Source organism: Vibrio sp. SALL6 (assembly GCF_002002385.1).
GTDB classification, from domain to species: Bacteria; Pseudomonadota; Gammaproteobacteria; order Enterobacterales; family Vibrionaceae; genus Vibrio; species Vibrio parahaemolyticus.
Genome location: NZ_MQVK01000019.1, coordinates 210,970 through 227,471, shown reverse-complemented (window position 1 = coordinate 227,471; position 16,502 = coordinate 210,970). Strand labels below are relative to the sequence as shown.

Annotated in this window: 13 protein-coding genes; 6 read left to right on the top strand and 7 right to left on the bottom strand. The window is 46.3% G+C overall.

Features of this window, described 5'->3' with window-relative positions; translation table 11 throughout:
• Nucleotides 1-73: 73 nt before the first annotated feature.
• Together gcvH and BIW15_RS11875 are read right to left on the bottom strand one after the other, a co-directional pair.
• Nucleotides 74-454 carry a glycine cleavage system protein GcvH gene (gene gcvH / locus BIW15_RS11880; RefSeq protein ID WP_005454126.1) on the bottom strand — a complete coding sequence of 127 codons (381 nt, stop codon included), beginning with the start codon at nucleotides 452-454 and terminating at the stop codon, nucleotides 74-76.
• Nucleotides 455-505: 51 nt separating this feature from the next.
• A complete protein-coding gene (locus BIW15_RS11875; protein WP_005478453.1) occupies nucleotides 506-1,801 on the bottom strand; it encodes a serine hydroxymethyltransferase in 1,296 nt (431 codons plus the stop codon).
• A 375-nt stretch (nucleotides 1,802-2,176) separates the two neighbouring features.
• Here BIW15_RS11875 and BIW15_RS11870 point away from each other — a divergent pair, with 375 nt between their 5' ends.
• Entirely contained in the window at nucleotides 2,177-2,800 is a 624-nt protein-coding gene (locus BIW15_RS11870; RefSeq protein WP_005454180.1) for a helix-turn-helix domain-containing protein, read from the top strand.
• 260 nt (nucleotides 2,801-3,060) lie between these two features.
• Nucleotides 3,061-4,179, top strand: a complete 1,119-nt coding sequence (gene gcvT, locus BIW15_RS11865; protein WP_077281082.1) for a glycine cleavage system aminomethyltransferase GcvT — start codon at nucleotides 3,061-3,063, stop codon at nucleotides 4,177-4,179.
• A gap of 72 nt (nucleotides 4,180-4,251) precedes the next feature.
• Here the strand turns inward: gcvT and vdeR are convergent, their stop codons facing one another.
• Nucleotides 4,252-4,977 carry an efflux transporter transcriptional repressor VdeR gene (gene vdeR, locus BIW15_RS11860; RefSeq protein ID WP_005478460.1) on the bottom strand — a complete coding sequence of 242 codons (726 nt, stop codon included), beginning with the start codon at nucleotides 4,975-4,977 and terminating at the stop codon, nucleotides 4,252-4,254.
• A gap of 150 nt (nucleotides 4,978-5,127) precedes the next feature.
• Here vdeR and vmeT point away from each other — a divergent pair, with 150 nt between their 5' ends.
• Genes vmeT through vmeV form a run of 3 tightly spaced genes read left to right on the top strand, consistent with a single transcriptional unit; the run spans nucleotide 5,128 to nucleotide 10,333 of the window.
• Nucleotides 5,128-6,213: a multidrug efflux RND transporter periplasmic adaptor subunit VmeT gene (gene vmeT / locus BIW15_RS11855; protein WP_075984579.1), complete on the top strand. Its 1,086-nt coding sequence runs from the start codon at nucleotides 5,128-5,130 to the stop codon at nucleotides 6,211-6,213.
• Entirely contained in the window at nucleotides 6,213-7,274 is a 1,062-nt protein-coding gene (gene vmeU / locus BIW15_RS11850) for a multidrug efflux RND transporter periplasmic adaptor subunit VmeU (RefSeq protein WP_077281081.1), read from the top strand. The genes vmeT and vmeU overlap by 1 nt, the downstream gene beginning before the upstream one ends.
• Nucleotides 7,274-10,333 (top strand): multidrug efflux RND transporter permease subunit VmeV, encoded by a 3,060-nt coding sequence (gene vmeV / locus BIW15_RS11845; RefSeq protein ID WP_077281080.1) that lies wholly within the window; start codon nucleotides 7,274-7,276, stop codon nucleotides 10,331-10,333. The genes vmeU and vmeV overlap by 1 nt, the downstream gene beginning before the upstream one ends.
• Nucleotides 10,334-10,401: 68 nt before the next feature.
• Here vmeV and BIW15_RS11840 read toward each other — a convergent pair whose 3' ends face one another.
• From BIW15_RS11840 to fruB, 4 genes are all read right to left on the bottom strand, one after another.
• On the bottom strand, nucleotides 10,402-10,977 hold the full coding sequence (locus tag BIW15_RS11840; RefSeq protein WP_005454197.1) for a porin family protein: 576 nt from the start codon (nucleotides 10,975-10,977) through the stop codon (nucleotides 10,402-10,404).
• A 309-nt stretch (nucleotides 10,978-11,286) separates the two neighbouring features.
• Entirely contained in the window at nucleotides 11,287-13,020 is a 1,734-nt protein-coding gene (gene fruA, locus BIW15_RS11835; RefSeq protein ID WP_029835881.1) for a PTS fructose transporter subunit IIBC, read from the bottom strand.
• A 19-nt stretch (nucleotides 13,021-13,039) separates the two neighbouring features.
• A complete protein-coding gene (gene pfkB, locus BIW15_RS11830) occupies nucleotides 13,040-14,014 on the bottom strand; it encodes a 1-phosphofructokinase (protein ID WP_077281079.1) in 975 nt (324 codons plus the stop codon).
• Nucleotides 14,015-14,025: 11 nt separating this feature from the next.
• The gene (fruB, locus tag BIW15_RS11825) at nucleotides 14,026-15,156 is read right to left on the bottom strand and encodes a fused PTS fructose transporter subunit IIA/HPr protein (RefSeq protein ID WP_005498743.1); all 1,131 of its coding nucleotides are present in this window, start codon (nucleotides 15,154-15,156) and stop codon (nucleotides 14,026-14,028) included.
• 364 nt (nucleotides 15,157-15,520) lie between these two features.
• Here fruB and cra point away from each other — a divergent pair, with 364 nt between their 5' ends.
• A complete protein-coding gene (gene cra / locus BIW15_RS11820) occupies nucleotides 15,521-16,501 on the top strand; it encodes a catabolite repressor/activator (protein WP_005454171.1) in 981 nt (326 codons plus the stop codon).
• Nucleotide 16,502: the final 1 nt, after the last annotated feature.

Here is a 16,502-nt window from a genome sequence, read left to right as displayed (position 1 = left end):
TAATTATACGTCCGAACCTAGAAAAAAAGCTGCTCTCTAAACAGGCTAGGGAACAGCTTTCGTCACATCCTAATTACTCTTCTTCGATAGAGCTTAGGTATTCTTCCGCATCTTTTAAGTCATCCAACTCAGATGGGTCAGAAAGTTTCACTTTCACGATCCAGCCACCTTCGTATGGTTCTTCGTTGATTAGCTCTGGGCTGTCTTCTAGCTCTTCGTTGATTTCAACTACTTCACCGGTTACTGGTGAGTAGATGTCTGAAGCCGCTTTTACAGACTCAACCAAAGAGAAGCTTTCGCCAGCTTCTACTTCGTCTTCCACGTCTGGCAGGTCAACGAATACTACGTCACCCAACATTTCTTGCGCATGCTCAGAAATACCGATTGTCACTGTGCCGTCACCGTTGTCACGTACCCACTCGTGGCTATCTGTAAACTTCAGTGTTTTGTCCATTGCTTAATCTCCAAATAACTTGTCAGGAATTATTCTGATTTAAAAAGTCGTTTACTGGTAAAGAGGGAAGCGACTGCAAAGCTCTTTTACTTCTTTGCGAACGCGTTTCTCAACGATTGCGTCACCTTCTGGGTTGTTCACCAAACCGTCCAGTACGTCACCAATCCAATTACCGATGAGTTTGAATTCTTCAGCGCCAAAGCCGCGGCTTGTACCCGCAGGCGTTCCTAAACGGATGCCCGATGTAATCATAGGCTTCTCTGTATCGAATGGGATGCCATTTTTGTTACATGTGATCCCAGCACGCTCTAGAGCTTCTTCTGCTTTGTTGCCTTTCAAGCCTTTAGGACGAAGGTCAACAAGCATTAAGTGCGTGTCTGTACCACCGGTTACGATGTCGCAACCGCGAGTTTGCAATACTTCCGCTAGGACTTTTGCGTTATTGATCACCGAATCAATATAAGTTTTAAATTCAGGGCCAAGTGCTTCACCAAATGCGACCGCTTTAGCGGCGATAACGTGCATTAATGGACCGCCTTGTAGGCCTGGGAATACCGCCGAATTGATCTTCTTAATGATGTCTTCGTGGTTAGTCAGAATCATGCCCCCGCGTGGACCACGCAGTGTTTTGTGCGTTGTCGTGGTCACAACGTGTGCGTGTGGCAATGGGCTAGGGTGTGCGCCTGTTGCGATAAGGCCTGCGATGTGCGCCATATCGACCATTAGGATTGCGTTCACTTCGTCGGCGATTTCACGGAACTTTGCGAAATCGATAGTACGTGGAATCGCGCTACCGCCTGCGATGATCATCTTTGGTTTGTGTTCTAGCGCCAGAGCGCGCACATCATCGTAGTTGATTTCTAGTGTTTCACGATCAACGCCGTATTGAACTGCATTAAACCATTTGCCAGATAGTGCAGGGCGTGCGCCGTGTGTTAGGTGGCCACCTGCGTCCAAAGACATGCCAAGAATGGTGTCGCCAGGTTGAAGTAGTGCCAGTTTCACTGCGCCGTTTGCTTGAGCGCCTGAGTGAGGTTGAACGTTTGCGTATTCGCAATTAAAAAGTTTTTTCGCACGTTCGATAGCAATGGCTTCCACTGTATCTACGTGCTCACAACCACCATAGTAACGGCGACCTGGATAACCTTCAGCGTATTTGTTTGTTAGGCATGTGCCTTGAGCTTGCATTACCGCTTTAGACACGATGTTCTCAGAAGCGATAAGTTCGATTTGTTCGTTTTGGCGAGTGAATTCCGCCTGAATTCCGGCAAAGACAGCGTCATCTGTCGCAGAGAGGTTGGTAGAGAAAAAGTTTTCCAAGCTGTGGTTAGGGTAACTCTTATTCATGGTAGTTGACCTTCCAAATCTGAAAATGAACCCGCAGAAGATTGATTGACTTGCGATGTGGTTCATTTGTCCTCAAAACAGCTGAACTGCGTAGCAGAACAGAGTGAACATCCAGCCCTAAAAAGTGGGCGAAAACTCCGTCGGATTGCGCTTTTTCTTCTTCAATCTCTTACGGAAATTTGCATCTCTACATCTAACAAGTTGGTAACATAGCGCTTGAGGCGGGAACAATCAACCAAAAATTTCCTATAAGAAACAAGATTTCTGGTTTTGTTAACAAGAGCACGCTTTAATTAACGTGGTGCACTTTTATCCACTATAGGGTTCATGCACAATGCTAGTAGGAGAGAAATAAGGATATTTATAGAGGGATTTATGGCAGAAAGTATTTACGATGAATACCCGTCGATGACGTTGGCGAAAGAACAAAATGATCAAAATATCGAGCCGTTAAAGCTTGGTCAGCGCATTAAGGATATCCGTTCTAAGTTGGGCATTACGTTAGAAGAGGCGAGTCAGCGTACTGGCCTTGCGCGTTCTACGCTAAGTAAGATTGAAAACGAACAGATTTCTCCTACATTCCAAGCCATGCAAAAATTGGCGCTTGGATTGCAGATTGATATGCCTCAACTATTTGAACCTCCAAGAAAAAAAGTGGCAACAGGGCGTAGAGATATCACTAAGAAAAGTGAAGGAAAACCACACCCAACTCAGACCTATGAGCATGAACTGCTTGCGACACAACTTTCCAATAAGAAAATGATGCCGTTTAAGAGCCAGATCCGTGCTCGTAGTTTCGACGAATACAAAGATTGGGTTCGTCATGATGGCGAGGAGTTTTTGCTCATCTTATCAGGGGAGGTTATGTTCTATTCTGAGTTTTACGAGCCGGTGGTTTTGAGCGAAGGTGACAGTGTCTATTACGACGCGAACATGGGACACATGTTGACCAGCGTAAGTGAGGAAGATGCTCAAATTTTGTGGGTTACCGCCAAGTAGTGATAAATAGTTGTAAATTTCCTATAGTGAAAGCAAACGATTGCTAACACGTGTAAATACGTTATGATGGCGCTCTGTTGATGATATATCGGTCAATGAAGCGCCTTTTTTATACGTTTTGTTGTGATTAAAATGTTAAGAGTCACACTTTTGAAAGCCGATCGCTGTCTTGTTCGTGCAAAATAGAATGAGCCATGTTTATTATTGGAAACACATCGAATGCCGATAGCATTCTCGGGTCTATCTAAATGGAGACGAAAATGACTCAAGAACTTCTTAAAACACCACTGCACGCACTTCATGTTGAAGTTGGCGCAAAAATGGTCCCGTTCGCGGGTTACGATATGCCGGTTCAATACCCTCTAGGCGTAAAGAAGGAACACTTACACACTCGTGATGCAGCAGGTTTGTTTGATGTATCTCATATGGGTCAGCTTCGCTTAATTGGTGAAGGCGCGGCAGCATTTCTAGAAACATTAGTTCCTGTTGATATTGTGGATCTTGAGTCTGGCAAACAGCGTTACGCGTTCTTCACTAATGAAGAAGGCGGCATTATGGATGACCTAATGGTTGCAAACTTGGGCGATCATCTTTTTGTGGTTGTGAACGCAGCGTGTAAAGAACAAGACATCGCTCACCTAAAAGCGCACCTGCCATCGGGTGTTGAACTAGAAGTCATTGAGGATCGCGCTCTTCTGGCGATTCAAGGCCCTCAAGCGGCGACAGTGTTAGCCCGTTTTGCTCCAGAAGTGGCAGACATGCTGTTCATGGATATTCGTAAAGTGAAAATTCTGGGCGCTGAGTGCATTGTTTCTCGCAGTGGCTACACTGGCGAAGATGGTTACGAAATCTCTGTTCCTGCTGACAAAGCAGAAGAGCTAGCACGCAAACTGACTGCGGAAGAAGAAGTAGAATGGATTGGCCTTGGTGCGCGTGATTCACTTCGTTTAGAGTGTGGTTTGTGTCTATACGGACATGACTTAGACACAACAACTACGCCTGTAGAAGCGAGCTTGCTTTGGGGTATCCAAAAAGTGCGCCGTGTTGGCGGCGAACGTGAAGGTGGTTTCCCTGGTGCTGACATCATTCTAAAGCAGATTGAAACCAAAGATGTTGCGCGTAAGCGTGTCGGTTTGGTTGGTCAAACAAAAGCACCAGTTCGTGAAGGTGTTGAGCTGTTTGATGCTGATGGTGCGAAAATTGGTATCGTCACCAGCGGTACAGCCGGTCCAAACGTAGGTAAGCCAGTATCAATGGGTTATGTGCGCGCCGATCTTGCTGCGATTGGTACGGAGCTGTTCGCAGAAGTGCGTGGAAAAATGCTACCAATGACGGTTGAAAAAATGCCGTTTGTACCGCAACGCTACTACCGCGGTTAAAACTGAATGAAACAAAAATGCCGAGCTGAATAGCTCGGCATTTTTTATGTCTTATTTTCGCTTATTGGCTTTTTAGTTTACCGCTTCATCGATGGTACAACACATGTCGATAACGATGTCTTCAAGCTTGCTAGGGTGGATCATATCTTCTTTCGCGATTCTGAATTGTGTCGCCATGATCGTATTAAACAATTCCCAGTGTTTGATCAGCAGTTGTTCACGATTGTCTGCGATATCTGGCCATGTTTCTTGCATCATTGGAGCAAGGCTGACTGCGCCGTGTGCAAAGATCAACATCTGCCATTTTGATTCCCACTGATCGAATTGTGCTTCTGGGAACTCACTGTTGTACTGAGCGAAAATGCTCGTGAAAATCTCGGCAAACTCGTCTTTTGACTTTAAGAAGTAGTCAAACAGCGCGTTATCATCTTGTCGGATTGAGTCAGCAATCATTTGTACTGGATGAGGGTTCACGAGTGCAAACGCCAACATGCGAACCATAAACAGGTAAATCTTGCGATTTGATGGGGTGTTCTCAGGCATTTCGTTGATTAGGCCTGCCATATAATTTTGCAGGAACTCATCCATCGCGTCACTCACTGCTTGCCAGATTTTCTCTTTGCTGCCGAAGTGATGACGAATCAAACTATGTGATACACCCGCCTTTTCGCTGATGTTTCTTAGCGAGACTCGCTCGTAACCCAGCTCACAAAACATATCTGCAGCGACCTTAAGGATCAGACACTTAGTTTGTTCTGCGGCTTCAGCGCTACGTCGGCCTTGCTTTCTTACATTCATAGTTCGATTTTTCCCGAATATTAATCAACGTGCCTACTTTTACCAGAAACCGAACGCTTTGACTAATTAATTTGCTATCCACGTGGAAAATATGTTGATCAATATTCAATTCTGCCTATACTGCACGACTGTGTAGTAAATTTTAAGTCTATGGAGAAGCCAGTGCGAAAACAAACTATAAAGCACACTTTGATTGGCGCAGTGGTGACGTTAAGTCTCTCTACGTTGCTGACAGGGTGTAATAAAGCCATATCAGAACCGGCAGAGCCTTTAATCAAACCCGTTAAATTACTTGCTGTTAAAGATCTTACGGTTGACGACTCTGACGCTTTTCTTGCGCGTATTGATGCAACGTATCGAGCGCAGTTGTCTTTTCAAGTTGGTGGGGAAGTTGAAAAGCTACTGGTAAGAATGGGACAAGGGGTAGAAAAGGGTGAAGTGCTCGCCACACTAGACCCGAAAGATCTGCAATTGGCTTTAGACGCGGCGCAAGCCCAATATGCACTGGCGAAAACTCAGTGGGAACGAGCAAAAAGTCTGTACAGCAAAAAACTCATCAGCACCGATAGCTACGATCAAAAAGAAACGCAATACAAAGCAGCGTTGGCAAGTTTTGAACAAGCGAAAACCGATTTGAGCTACACCAAAATTCAAGCGCCATTTGACGGTGTGGTGTCGTACACCTACGTGAAGCCGTATCAAGTGGTAGGTGAAAAGCAAGAAATCCTCAATTTGATTGATAACACCACGCTGGATGTTTCTTTCACTTTGCCCGTTAGTTACGCGGAGTCTGTCTCTCTGTCTGCACTAAAAAACGCAGAGATGTGGGTAACGATGGACAGCGAACCAAGCAAACGTATTCCGGGTAAGTTCAAAGAAATCTCAACGCAGCCAAACATCGATACCAACAGCTATGAAGCGATTGTGACGATCACTCGGCCAACCGATCGCAACTTGCTCACTGGGATGACAGGACAAGTACACATTGCTAAGCAAAACAAGTCTAACGCCATGACGTTGCCGACATCGGCTTGGGTAAACAAGCAAGAGAGCCAAGGTGAAGTTTGGGTGATGGATAGCTCAACGCAACAAGTGAATAAAGTGACATTGTCACTAAATGAAAGTGGCGCGATTGAGTCAGGTTTGGATAACAACGACTACGTGGTTATTGCTGGCGTAGAACGATTAGTCGAAGGGCAAGTGGTGAAAGCTTGGATTCGTGAGGAAGGCATTTAATGAAGCATTCTCTATTTGCAGTATCGGCCATCGCCTTGGCCGTTCTTACTGGTTGTCAAAGTGATAGCCAAAACGTAGACGAACAACCGTTGTATGTTTCGACTATTTCAGTTGACGCGCCAGTGAAAAGCCAATATCGAGCGTTTAAAGGGCTAGTTGTTCCTGCTGAACAAACACCCATGGCATTTCGTCGCGCCGGTGAAATTCAACACGTACTAGTGAAAGCTGGTGACGTAGTGAAAGAAGGACAAATGATCGCCAAGCTGGATGACAGCAAAGAAAAGCAAGCGGTAAATGATGCGGAAGCGCAATACACGCTTGCGATTCGCCAGCTTAAACGTGGTGAAGAACTGCACGGCCGCCAAATGATATCCAAAGCAGAACTGGATGAGCTGACCGCAAACAAGGAACTGGCAGAGGCAAATTTCTATAACGCCACTAACCAGTTGAACTATACGCGTTTATTTGCCCCGTTTGCAGGCAAAGTCTCAGACGTTTTCAAAGAGCGTTTTGAGCGCGTGGCGATTGGCGAACCTGTACTGAACTTGTATCAAAACGATGTAGTTTATGTGCGCATCGAATTGTCTGACAACGTGTTAGCGATGGTGAACCCAACCGCACAAAACATGAGTTATAAGCCGCGTGCGACGTTCTCTGGTATTCCAACAACGTATGCGCTGGACTATTTAGAGCACACTAGCGAGCCAAACTCAGAAACACAGACTTATGAGATGTACTTAACCATGCCTCAACCAGAGCAAGAGATTCTTCCGGGCACCAGTGTGAGCGTGATGGTCGACATGATCAAAGCCGGTATCACTTCTATCGATGGTTACAACATCCCAATGACGGCACTTCAAGCAGGCAACGATGACAATGAGTTCTTTGTTTGGAAAATGAACGGTGACGCTGTCACTAAAGTGCCTGTGGCGATTTCACAAGTTAACGGTGAAGGGGCGATTGTCTCATCGGGAATCACTCAAGGTGATGTGTTGATTAATTCAAACCTACGTAAATTACGCGAAGGTAAGCATGTGGATGTTGTGGAGAAGGAACAATAATGAACATTGCTGAGTATTCCATTAAGAACAAAGTCATCAGTTGGTTGTTCATTGTTATTCTTGCTATCGGTGGGGTGACTTCATTCCTAGAGCTTGGTCGATTAGAAGACCCTGCGTTTACGATTAAGGACGCGATGATTGTCGCGACTTATCCTGGGGCGACCTCCAAAGAAGTGGAAGAAGAATTAACGTATCCGCTTGAGAAAGAGATTCGTAAACTGCCGTACATTGATCGAATCACGTCGACCTCCTCGAATGGTATGTCGCAGATCATGGTCAGTATGAAGATGGATTACGGCCCAGACGAACTGCCACAGATTTGGGACGAAATGCGCCGTAAAATCAATGATCTGCAACCAACTTTACCGCAAGGTGTTCAATCTCTGCAGATTATTGATGACTTCGGTGACGTGTACGGTGTCATGTTGATGCTGACGGGCGACGATTACGACTATGTCGAGCTCAAACGCTATGCCGACCACCTACGACGTGAAATCGAACTGGTTGATGGCGTGGGCAAAGTAGACATTGCAGGAGACCAGCAAGAGATGTTGTTCGTTGAAATCTCGCTTGACCGCCTTGCGTCTCTGAATCTCGACATGAACGTTGTTTCTGGTTTGCTTAACCAACAGAATAACGTGGTTTCGGCTGGCGAAGTTATGGTGAATGGTGAAAGCCTCGTCATTCGTCCTAGCGGTACGCTGAATACCGTTCAAGCGTTAGAAAACCTGATCATTCACGGTCGTGATACGGGTAATTTGATTCGCTTAAAAGACGTTGCGACGATCACCCGAAGTATTCAAGAAAAGCCGGGCAACATGATTTTGTTTAACGGCAAGAAAGCAATCAACATCGGTATTTCGTTTGCGTCTGGCGTTAACGTAGTGGAAGTAGGCGAGCGCCTTAACGCTGAGTTAAGCAGTTTAGAGTCCATCAAACCTGCGGGTTTGGACATGAGCTATTTCTACAACCAAGCGCAAGAAGTCGATGATTCTGTCAAAGCGTTTGTGATCAGCTTAGCTGAGGCGGTAGCCATCGTAATTATTGTGCTGTTGTTCACTATGGGCTTACGTAGTGGCGTGATCATTGGTGTGGTTCTTCTGTTGACGGTGTTTGGTACGTTCATATTGATGAATTACAACAACATAGAACTTCATCGAATTTCGCTCGGTGCGTTGATCATCGCATTGGGTATGTTGGTGGACAACGCGATTGTTGTGGTTGAAGGTATTCTGGTTGGCCTGAAGAAAGGGCGCACAAAGGTTCAAGCTGCCGTTGATATTGTGAAACAAACACAATGGCCTTTACTTGGCGCGACAGTAATCGCAATTACCGCTTTTGCACCAATCGGCTTATCTCAGGACGCAACTGGCGAATTCATGGGCTCACTCTTCTGGGTGTTATGTTTCTCACTGTTCTTGAGCTGGGTTACGGCAATTACACTCACACCTTTCTTAGCAGACCTGCTTCTAAAAGAAGAGGAGAAAGACACGAACGGTGAAGACGAAGACCCTTACAAAGGCTGGTTGTTCGTTGTATTTGGCGCGTTGCTTAAGTTCTCGTTACGTTTTCGTTGGATGACGGTCGCTGCGATGGTGGCGTTGTTAGTGGGTGCCGTTATTGCGTTTGGCAATGTGAAGCAGCAATTCTTCCCGCCTTCGAATACGCCGATGTTCTACGTTGATATGTGGATGCCAGAAGGTACGGATATCCGTCAGACCATTAAGCAAGCGGAAAAAGTAGAAAGCTATATTCGTCAGCAAGATGACATCGATTTTGTCTCGGTTTCGATTGGCCAAGGTTTACAACGTTTTGCATTGACGTACCAACCGGAGAAAAGCTACGAGGCTTACGCTCAGTTCCAAGTGCGAACAACTGACCGTGACAATATGTTCAAGCTGCTTAACAAGCTGGATGACAATTTAGCGAAGACGTTCGATGAGCCTACATTCCAGTTCAAACTGATGGAATTTGGTCCGTCTCCAGCGTCTAAAATTGAAGCGCGTATTACTGGCCCAGATCCGAAAGTGTTGCGAGAGCTAGCGGTTCAGGTGGAAGACATTCTTCACACGGATCCCGGTGCGAGAAACATTCGCCACGATTGGCGTGAAAGAACGAAAGAACTTGTGCCCGTCTTCAACGAATCCAAAGCGCGTCGCCTTGGTATTTCGAAAGAAGATCTATCAAGTACGCTGCAAATGGCGTTTGGCGGCAGCACGTTTGGTGTTCTGCGTGACGGAACTCATACGTTACCTATTATGGTGCGTCTACCTGAAGCAGAGCGTGTGGACTTTGAATCGCTACAAAACGTGAAGATTTGGAGCCCGTCATTACAAACGTACATTCCTGTCGATCAAATCATTGATGGTGTCGAACTAGATTGGAGTGAGCCTCTGATCCAACGCCGAGACAGAAAACGTACCTTAACGGTGTTGGCTGACCACGATGTATTGAGTGATGATACGGCGGCAAGTTTGTTTGCTCGTGTACAACCAAAAGTGATGGCTTTACACATCCCTGAAGGGTACGAAATTACTTGGGGTGGGGAATACGAATCATCGAAAGATGCGCAAGAAGGGCTATTTGGTTCTCTGCCAATGGGCTACTTGCTGATGTTCATCATTACCATTTTACTGTTTAACTCAATCAAAAAACCGTTGGTGATTTGGTTTACGGTTCCGCTTTCCATTATTGGTGTGGCGTTCGGTCTACTAACAACTAACATGCCATTCAGCTTCACTGCATTCCTTGGATTGCTGAGCCTGAGCGGGATGATTTTGAAAAATGGCATTGTGTTACTTGATCAAATTAATTTGGAATTAGAGTCTGGCAAAGATCCGTATCTTGCGATTGTAGATAGCGCGATCAGCCGTGTGCGTCCAGTAAGCATGGCGGCGCTGACAACGATTCTAGGGATGATTCCACTCGTGTTTGACGCTTTCTTTGGCTCAATGGCGATTACGATTATGGCAGGTCTTGGTTTTGCAACGGTACTAACATTGATTGTTGTACCAGTAATGTTTGCGATTCTATTTAGGATTAAACCGACCACTGCATAAGGACTCCTGACTTATCTAAGTCAGCTTCCTGCCTAGCCCTGAGGGATTTCCTCAGGGCTTTTTTCGTTTTAGAACTTGTAAGAGACGCCAGCGTAAAGTGAGCCGAGCATGATGGTTAAGTCATCGTAAGTTTCATCAATTACAAATGTGTCTACTTCATACGCGATGCGGAAATTCAGATTCTCGATCGCTTTAGGTGAGTATTCGCCACCAACACCTGCACGGAATGACGTTTCTGCTTTTGACGAAGAGCCAAAATCAAGTTCGGTACGACCAAGGCCGACCGTCGCAAACGGACGCCAGCCACTGTCAAACGTGTAACCTAGGTTCGCCATTAGAGCGATGTTTTCAGGTTTTACCATTGTGCGTGGTGCATCTTCAAACTTGTCAAAAATATCACCGTAGCGTGTGTATTGCGCTTCGATTGCGACGATACGGTTGAACTGGTAACCGCCAAACAGTTTGTATGTGGAGTCGTTAGAATCCAGATTAACCGCATACGGCCAAACACTGTCGTCATAGACAGTTGTAACCCCGATACCACCACCAAGGTAAAAGCCTGATACGTCTTTTTTCTCGACATCAGTTTGATTTGCTTGCGCGAATGCTGAAACAGCAGCTAACAAAAGGACAGCTTTTTTCATGTGTAATTAACTTTATTATTTTGATTAAAACGAAGTGAAATATAAGAGGCTTTATCTGCTTTTGGGATTTTTCATCGGCTACTTGAAAAAACACAAGTCACCGAAGCGTTAGTTAAGCAAATAAGTCGCACCTCTCATGCGTGCAGCATAACGAGTCAAAAAATAAAGGTTAAGTATCGAAATGTATGGTTTTGTCAGAAGAGGGGGAAATAAAAAACACCTCCCTTAACCGGAATTTAAGGGAGGTGCTGAATGCCAAATCGAGGGTGGCATTGTTAATTGCTTAAGTGTTAATCGCTTAAGTTTTGCTTATGCAGCAACTTCTTGTTTTGCATCCGCTTTGTTTTTTAGGAATGCATAGGTAAAGCCTGTTACCGCCGTACCTGCAGCAATTGCTACCAAGTACATCAAGACTGGAGAAATTGCGTTAGGGATAAGCAGTACGAATAGACCGCCGTGAGGTGCCATCAGTTTCGCGCCGAATAGCATAGATAGAGCACCTGTTAGAGCGCCACCAGCCATACAAGATGGGATTACACGCATTGGGTCTTTCGCTGCGAATGGGATTGCACCTTCAGAGATAAAGCACAGACCTAGCACGAATGATGCTTTGCCCGCTTCACGCTCGTTTGGTTCAAACTTGTTCTTCGCAAGGAAAGTGGCCAGACCCATACCTAGCGCCGGCACCATACCTGCCGCCATGATTGCAGCCATTGGTGCGTAAGTTTGAGAAGCCAATAGACCTACACCGAATGCGTAAGCTGCTTTGTTTACTGGGCCACCCAAGTCGAAGCACATCATTGCGCCAAGGATAATACCAAGTAGAACGGCGCTGTCTGAACCCATGTTGTTTAGGAAGTCAGTCAGACCATTCATGATGCCAGAAACCGGACCACCAACGATGTAGATCATCACAAGGCCCGTAAATAGCGTCGCAACAAACGGGATGATCAGAATCGGTTTCAATGCTTCCATTGATTGAGGAAGTTTTACTTTATCTGCTAAGAGTTTCGCTGCGTAACCTGCGATGAAACCAGCCGCGATACCACCAAGGAAACCAGCGCCAGTAGAGCTTGCCAACATACCACCAACAAGACCCGGAGCCAGACCCGGACGGTCAGCAATTGAGAAGGCAATGTAACCAGCAAGCACAGGGATCATCAGCGCAAACGCGGATCCGCCGCCGATGGTCATTAGTGCGGCGGCCAATGTGCCTTCTTCTTTAAACGCTTCAATACCGAATACGAACGATAGGGCGATGATCAAACCACCTGCAACGACGACAGGAAGCATGTGCGAAACACCCGTCATTAAGTGTTTGTATGCGCCTTTCTTCTCATCTGCTGCCGAAGCAGAACTTGCAGCGCCTGAATGTTGGTAAATCGCTGCTTGTTCGAACGCTTTGTCCATCTCTTCAGCGGTTTTCTTCAGAGCTGGGCCAGTCTTTGTACGGTACATTTTTTTGCCGTTGAAGCGATCAAGTGGCACTTCGATGTCCGCGGCAATGATAACCAAGTCCGCATCTGCGATTTCTTGGTCAGTTAGTTGGTTCTTCGCGCCAACAGAGCCACGAGTTTCCACCTTAATTTGGTGACCACGGCGTTTGCCTTCTTCTTCTAACGCTTCTGCTGCCATGAAGGTATGCGCCACGCCAGTAGGGCATGCCGTAATAGCGACGATTTTCTTGGCTGCTGAAACACTTTCGACAGGCGCTTCAACTGTGGTTACTTGTTCAAGTGTTGCTGCACTTTCGACTGCGGTCGTTAAGAATGCGGTAGCGTCTTTTGCCACCGCGCTGATTTCTGCTTGGTAGACTTTTTTACCTACGAAACGAGAAGTATCAACGGTGGTGTTCGCCGCGATTACGATCGCGTCAGCTTGCTCAATGTCAGCGTCTGTCAGCGGCGTTGGAGCAATAACACTGGATTGGCATTCAATCTTGGCGTTCCAACCTAGTTTAGCGGCCGCTTGTTCTAATAGACCCGCCGCAAGGATGCTATTAGCAACACCACTAGGGCAGGCAGTAATAATGGCAATATTCATACTGATAACCTTCTGTTCCTTAGTTTTTGTCTAAGTTCGTATTAGGGTAAAGCTCGCTGACTTGTGTTTGCAGCTTAATGTTTTCCAGTTCTTCTTGACTGGTTAGCCCCACGCCAACTTGGCTAACTGCTAAAGCAGAAAGCGCTGTCGCGAAGCGCAATAAATCGTGTTTCGGCATCACTTGCATGTGACCCCAGCATAAGCCTGCCACCAGTGTGTCGCCCGCACCTACGGTGCTCACCACATTCATGCGTGGCGGTTGTGCGCGTAGCCACTCGCCTTGGTTTAGCCACATCACACCGTCAGCACCCATCGACACCACAATGTTCTCGATGCCTTTGTTACTGAGGGTTTGTGCTGCCACTTGGCACTGTTCTGGCGTTTCTAGGTGCTTACCGACAAAGTCACTCAGCTCTTCATCATTTGGTTTAATAAGCCACGGATGAGCATCAATACCTGCACGTAGAGCGGCTTTGCTGCTGTCGAACAATACTTTTTTGCCTTGTTGATGCAGTTTTTCAATCCATGCTGCGCATTGCTCAGCGGTTACACCGCCCGGTAAGCTGCCAGCTAGAACGAAGTAGTCGTGAGTGTCTGCAAGGCGGAACAGGGTCCCTTCAAAACGCGCAATTTCTTCTGCCGTTACTTGAACTCCAGGAAAGTTGATGTCACTCACTTGGCCGTCGGCTTCAACCAGTTTTACGTTGATGCGTGTTGCGCCTTCAACTTCAACAAACTCGTTTTTTACGCCAATTTCGGTGAAAAGTTGATGGAACAGTTCTGGGTTGTCTTTACCCAAAAAGCCGGTCACTGTAACCTCGGCGCCAAGGTCGCTCAGCACTTTTGCAACGTTAACGCCTTTGCCTGCCGCGTGAAGGCTACTTTGTGCAACAAGGCTGACTGAACCTACCTTTAGCGCGTCGAGCGAGCCTGTTAGATCAAGCGCAGGGTTCAGCGTGATGGTCACAACTTTGTTTGTTTTTAATGCTGTCATTTGCGTGCCCCTTAACCTTCACCTAGGCCAGAAGCAATCGCGTTGCCGATAGACTCCAGCGCTTGAGCCGCGTCTGGGCCTTCAGCAGAGAACTGCAATTGGTGACCGTGTTTCACACCAAGGGCAATCACTTTCATCAGGCTTTTCGCATTTACTGCTTTACCATCACCATCTAGGTTTGCCACGCGAATGTTTGATTCGAATTTCTTAGCTTCTGCAACCAGCATCGCACCCGGGCGAGCGTGAAGGCCATGTGCGTTTTTGATCTTAAAGACTGCTACGTTGCCATCTTCGGCTGGTGCTGCCACTTCTTCGCCTTTGAATAGCGCGAGAATCTGTTCTGCAGAGGCATCTAACAGCTTATTTTGTTCGTTGTTGAAAACGATTTTAGACAAGTTGTTCAGAATTGATTGGTGAGCGTTGTTACAAGCCGCAAACGCAACCAAAGCACGCACTTTTTGGCCTTCGTATTCGCAATCGTTGGCCGTCGAGACAAAAGACACACCGGTGCGAGAAACGTGCTTATCGCTACCAACTAGCCATAAACCGTTGCCAAGATGAGTCGGTGCTTTTGTCACGAGATCAGCAACAAATTCAGCGCCAGCACAGCCAGTGTTTTTCAAGAGGCCACCAGCCACAGCGCTCATCTGTACCATATCGCTTGCAGGGAAAAGCAGCTGGATAAGAGACGCATCGAAGTCCGCTTCAAGCTGAACATCACCATGAAGTAGGGCAATGATGTCTTCTTCGCTTTTTGCATCGCGAAGACGCTCTTCCACGCCATCAGCACCTAGCACTTTGGTCAGTTGTTTCAGAATGCCTAAGTGCTCGTCTGATTTTGCCGCGATACCAATCGCAACGAAGACTTTGTTTCCGTCACCCCAATCCACACCTTCAGGAAAGTGGTGAACAGCGACGCCAGTGGTTTTTACCATCGAGCGAGTGTCGGTTGTACCGTGAGGGATCGCGATGCCGTTACCCAAAAACGTTGAGTTTTGGTTTTCACGATTTAGCATGCCTTCCACATAACCTTGTTCAACAAGGCCTTTGTCTGTCAGGCTTTGCGCAATATTCTTGATTGCTGCAAACTTATCTGTCGCTGATTGCGAGAGGGTAATGTCGTTCTTGTTTAGCTTAAGCATGGTGCTTCTCCAGCCTTAAGGTATTCGTACCAATCAAATTAAAAATGTATTCAGTCTTGCTCTAGTTTTGTTGTGTCTTAGCTAAATCTTCTTTCGATACTGAATCGATTCAGCTAAGTGGCAAATTTTTTAAAAGACTTAGCAAAATGTTTTAAAAATCTGACGCTAAACACCCCTTGAGCAGTATTGCTTAAAGCCTAGACGAAGACTTACTGCATTGCCGGATTTTGGTGATTTTCGTCAATTTTTAGATTTTGCTGAATCCTTTCAGCTTTTATACTGAATCGGTTCAGCTTATAATTCAACTTATCGTAAGATCGTTGATGTATTAATATGATCGCGCGCACAGAATAGGGTTGAGAATATGACACTGGATGAAATAGCCAAATTGGCAGGGGTTTCAAAGACAACTGCAAGCTATGTAATTAACGGAAAAGCGCAGAAATACCGCATCAGCGAAAAGACGCAAAAGAAAGTGATGGCGGTTGTCGACGAGTACAATTACAAGCCGGATCATGCCGCTTCTTCTTTGCGTGCCGGTAACTCGCGTTCGTTTGGACTTATCATCCCAGACTTGGAGAACACCAGTTACGCACGCCTTGCAAAACTGATTGAACAAAACTCGCGTAAGGCGGGTTATCAAATTCTAATTGGCTGCTCAGATGATGATCCGGAAACGGAGAAAAAGGTTGCTGAAGCGCTAATCAGCCGCCGAATTGACGCGCTATTTGTCGCAAGTGGTATGCCATCGGCTAATGAGTATTATCTCAAGTTACAAAACTCGGGCACTCCGGTTATAGCACTTGACCGTCCAATGGATGATGAGCATTTTTGTTGCGTTATCAGTGAAGATTTTGATGCTGCTTTTGAGCTTACAGAATCGGTACTGTCACCAGAGATCAAAACCATTGGTTTGATTGGTGCGTTGCAAGATCTGCAAGTGTCGAAAGAGCGCGAACTGGGTTTTCGGTCTGCCTGCCAAAAAGACGATACGGCAATGACCGTCGGTTACGGTTTGCACTTCTCTCGTGAGGAGGGAAAAAAGGTACTGGATAAATGGGTTCAAGCAGACAGTTTGCCTGATGCGATCGTGACGACTTCCTACACGTTGCTTGAAGGCGTCCTAGACGTGATGCTCGAAAAGCCGGAACTCATGAGTCAAGTTCGTCTGGCGACATTTGGTGATAATCGACTGCTAGACTTCTTACCAGTGAAAATCAACTCTCTGCCTCAGCAATTTGAGTTGATTGCTGATAGCGCGATGGAGTTGGCACTGAATGCCTCGGCCAAACGTTACAAGCCAGGTGTGGAGCTTATTCCTCGCAAAATTGTTAAACGACAATAGT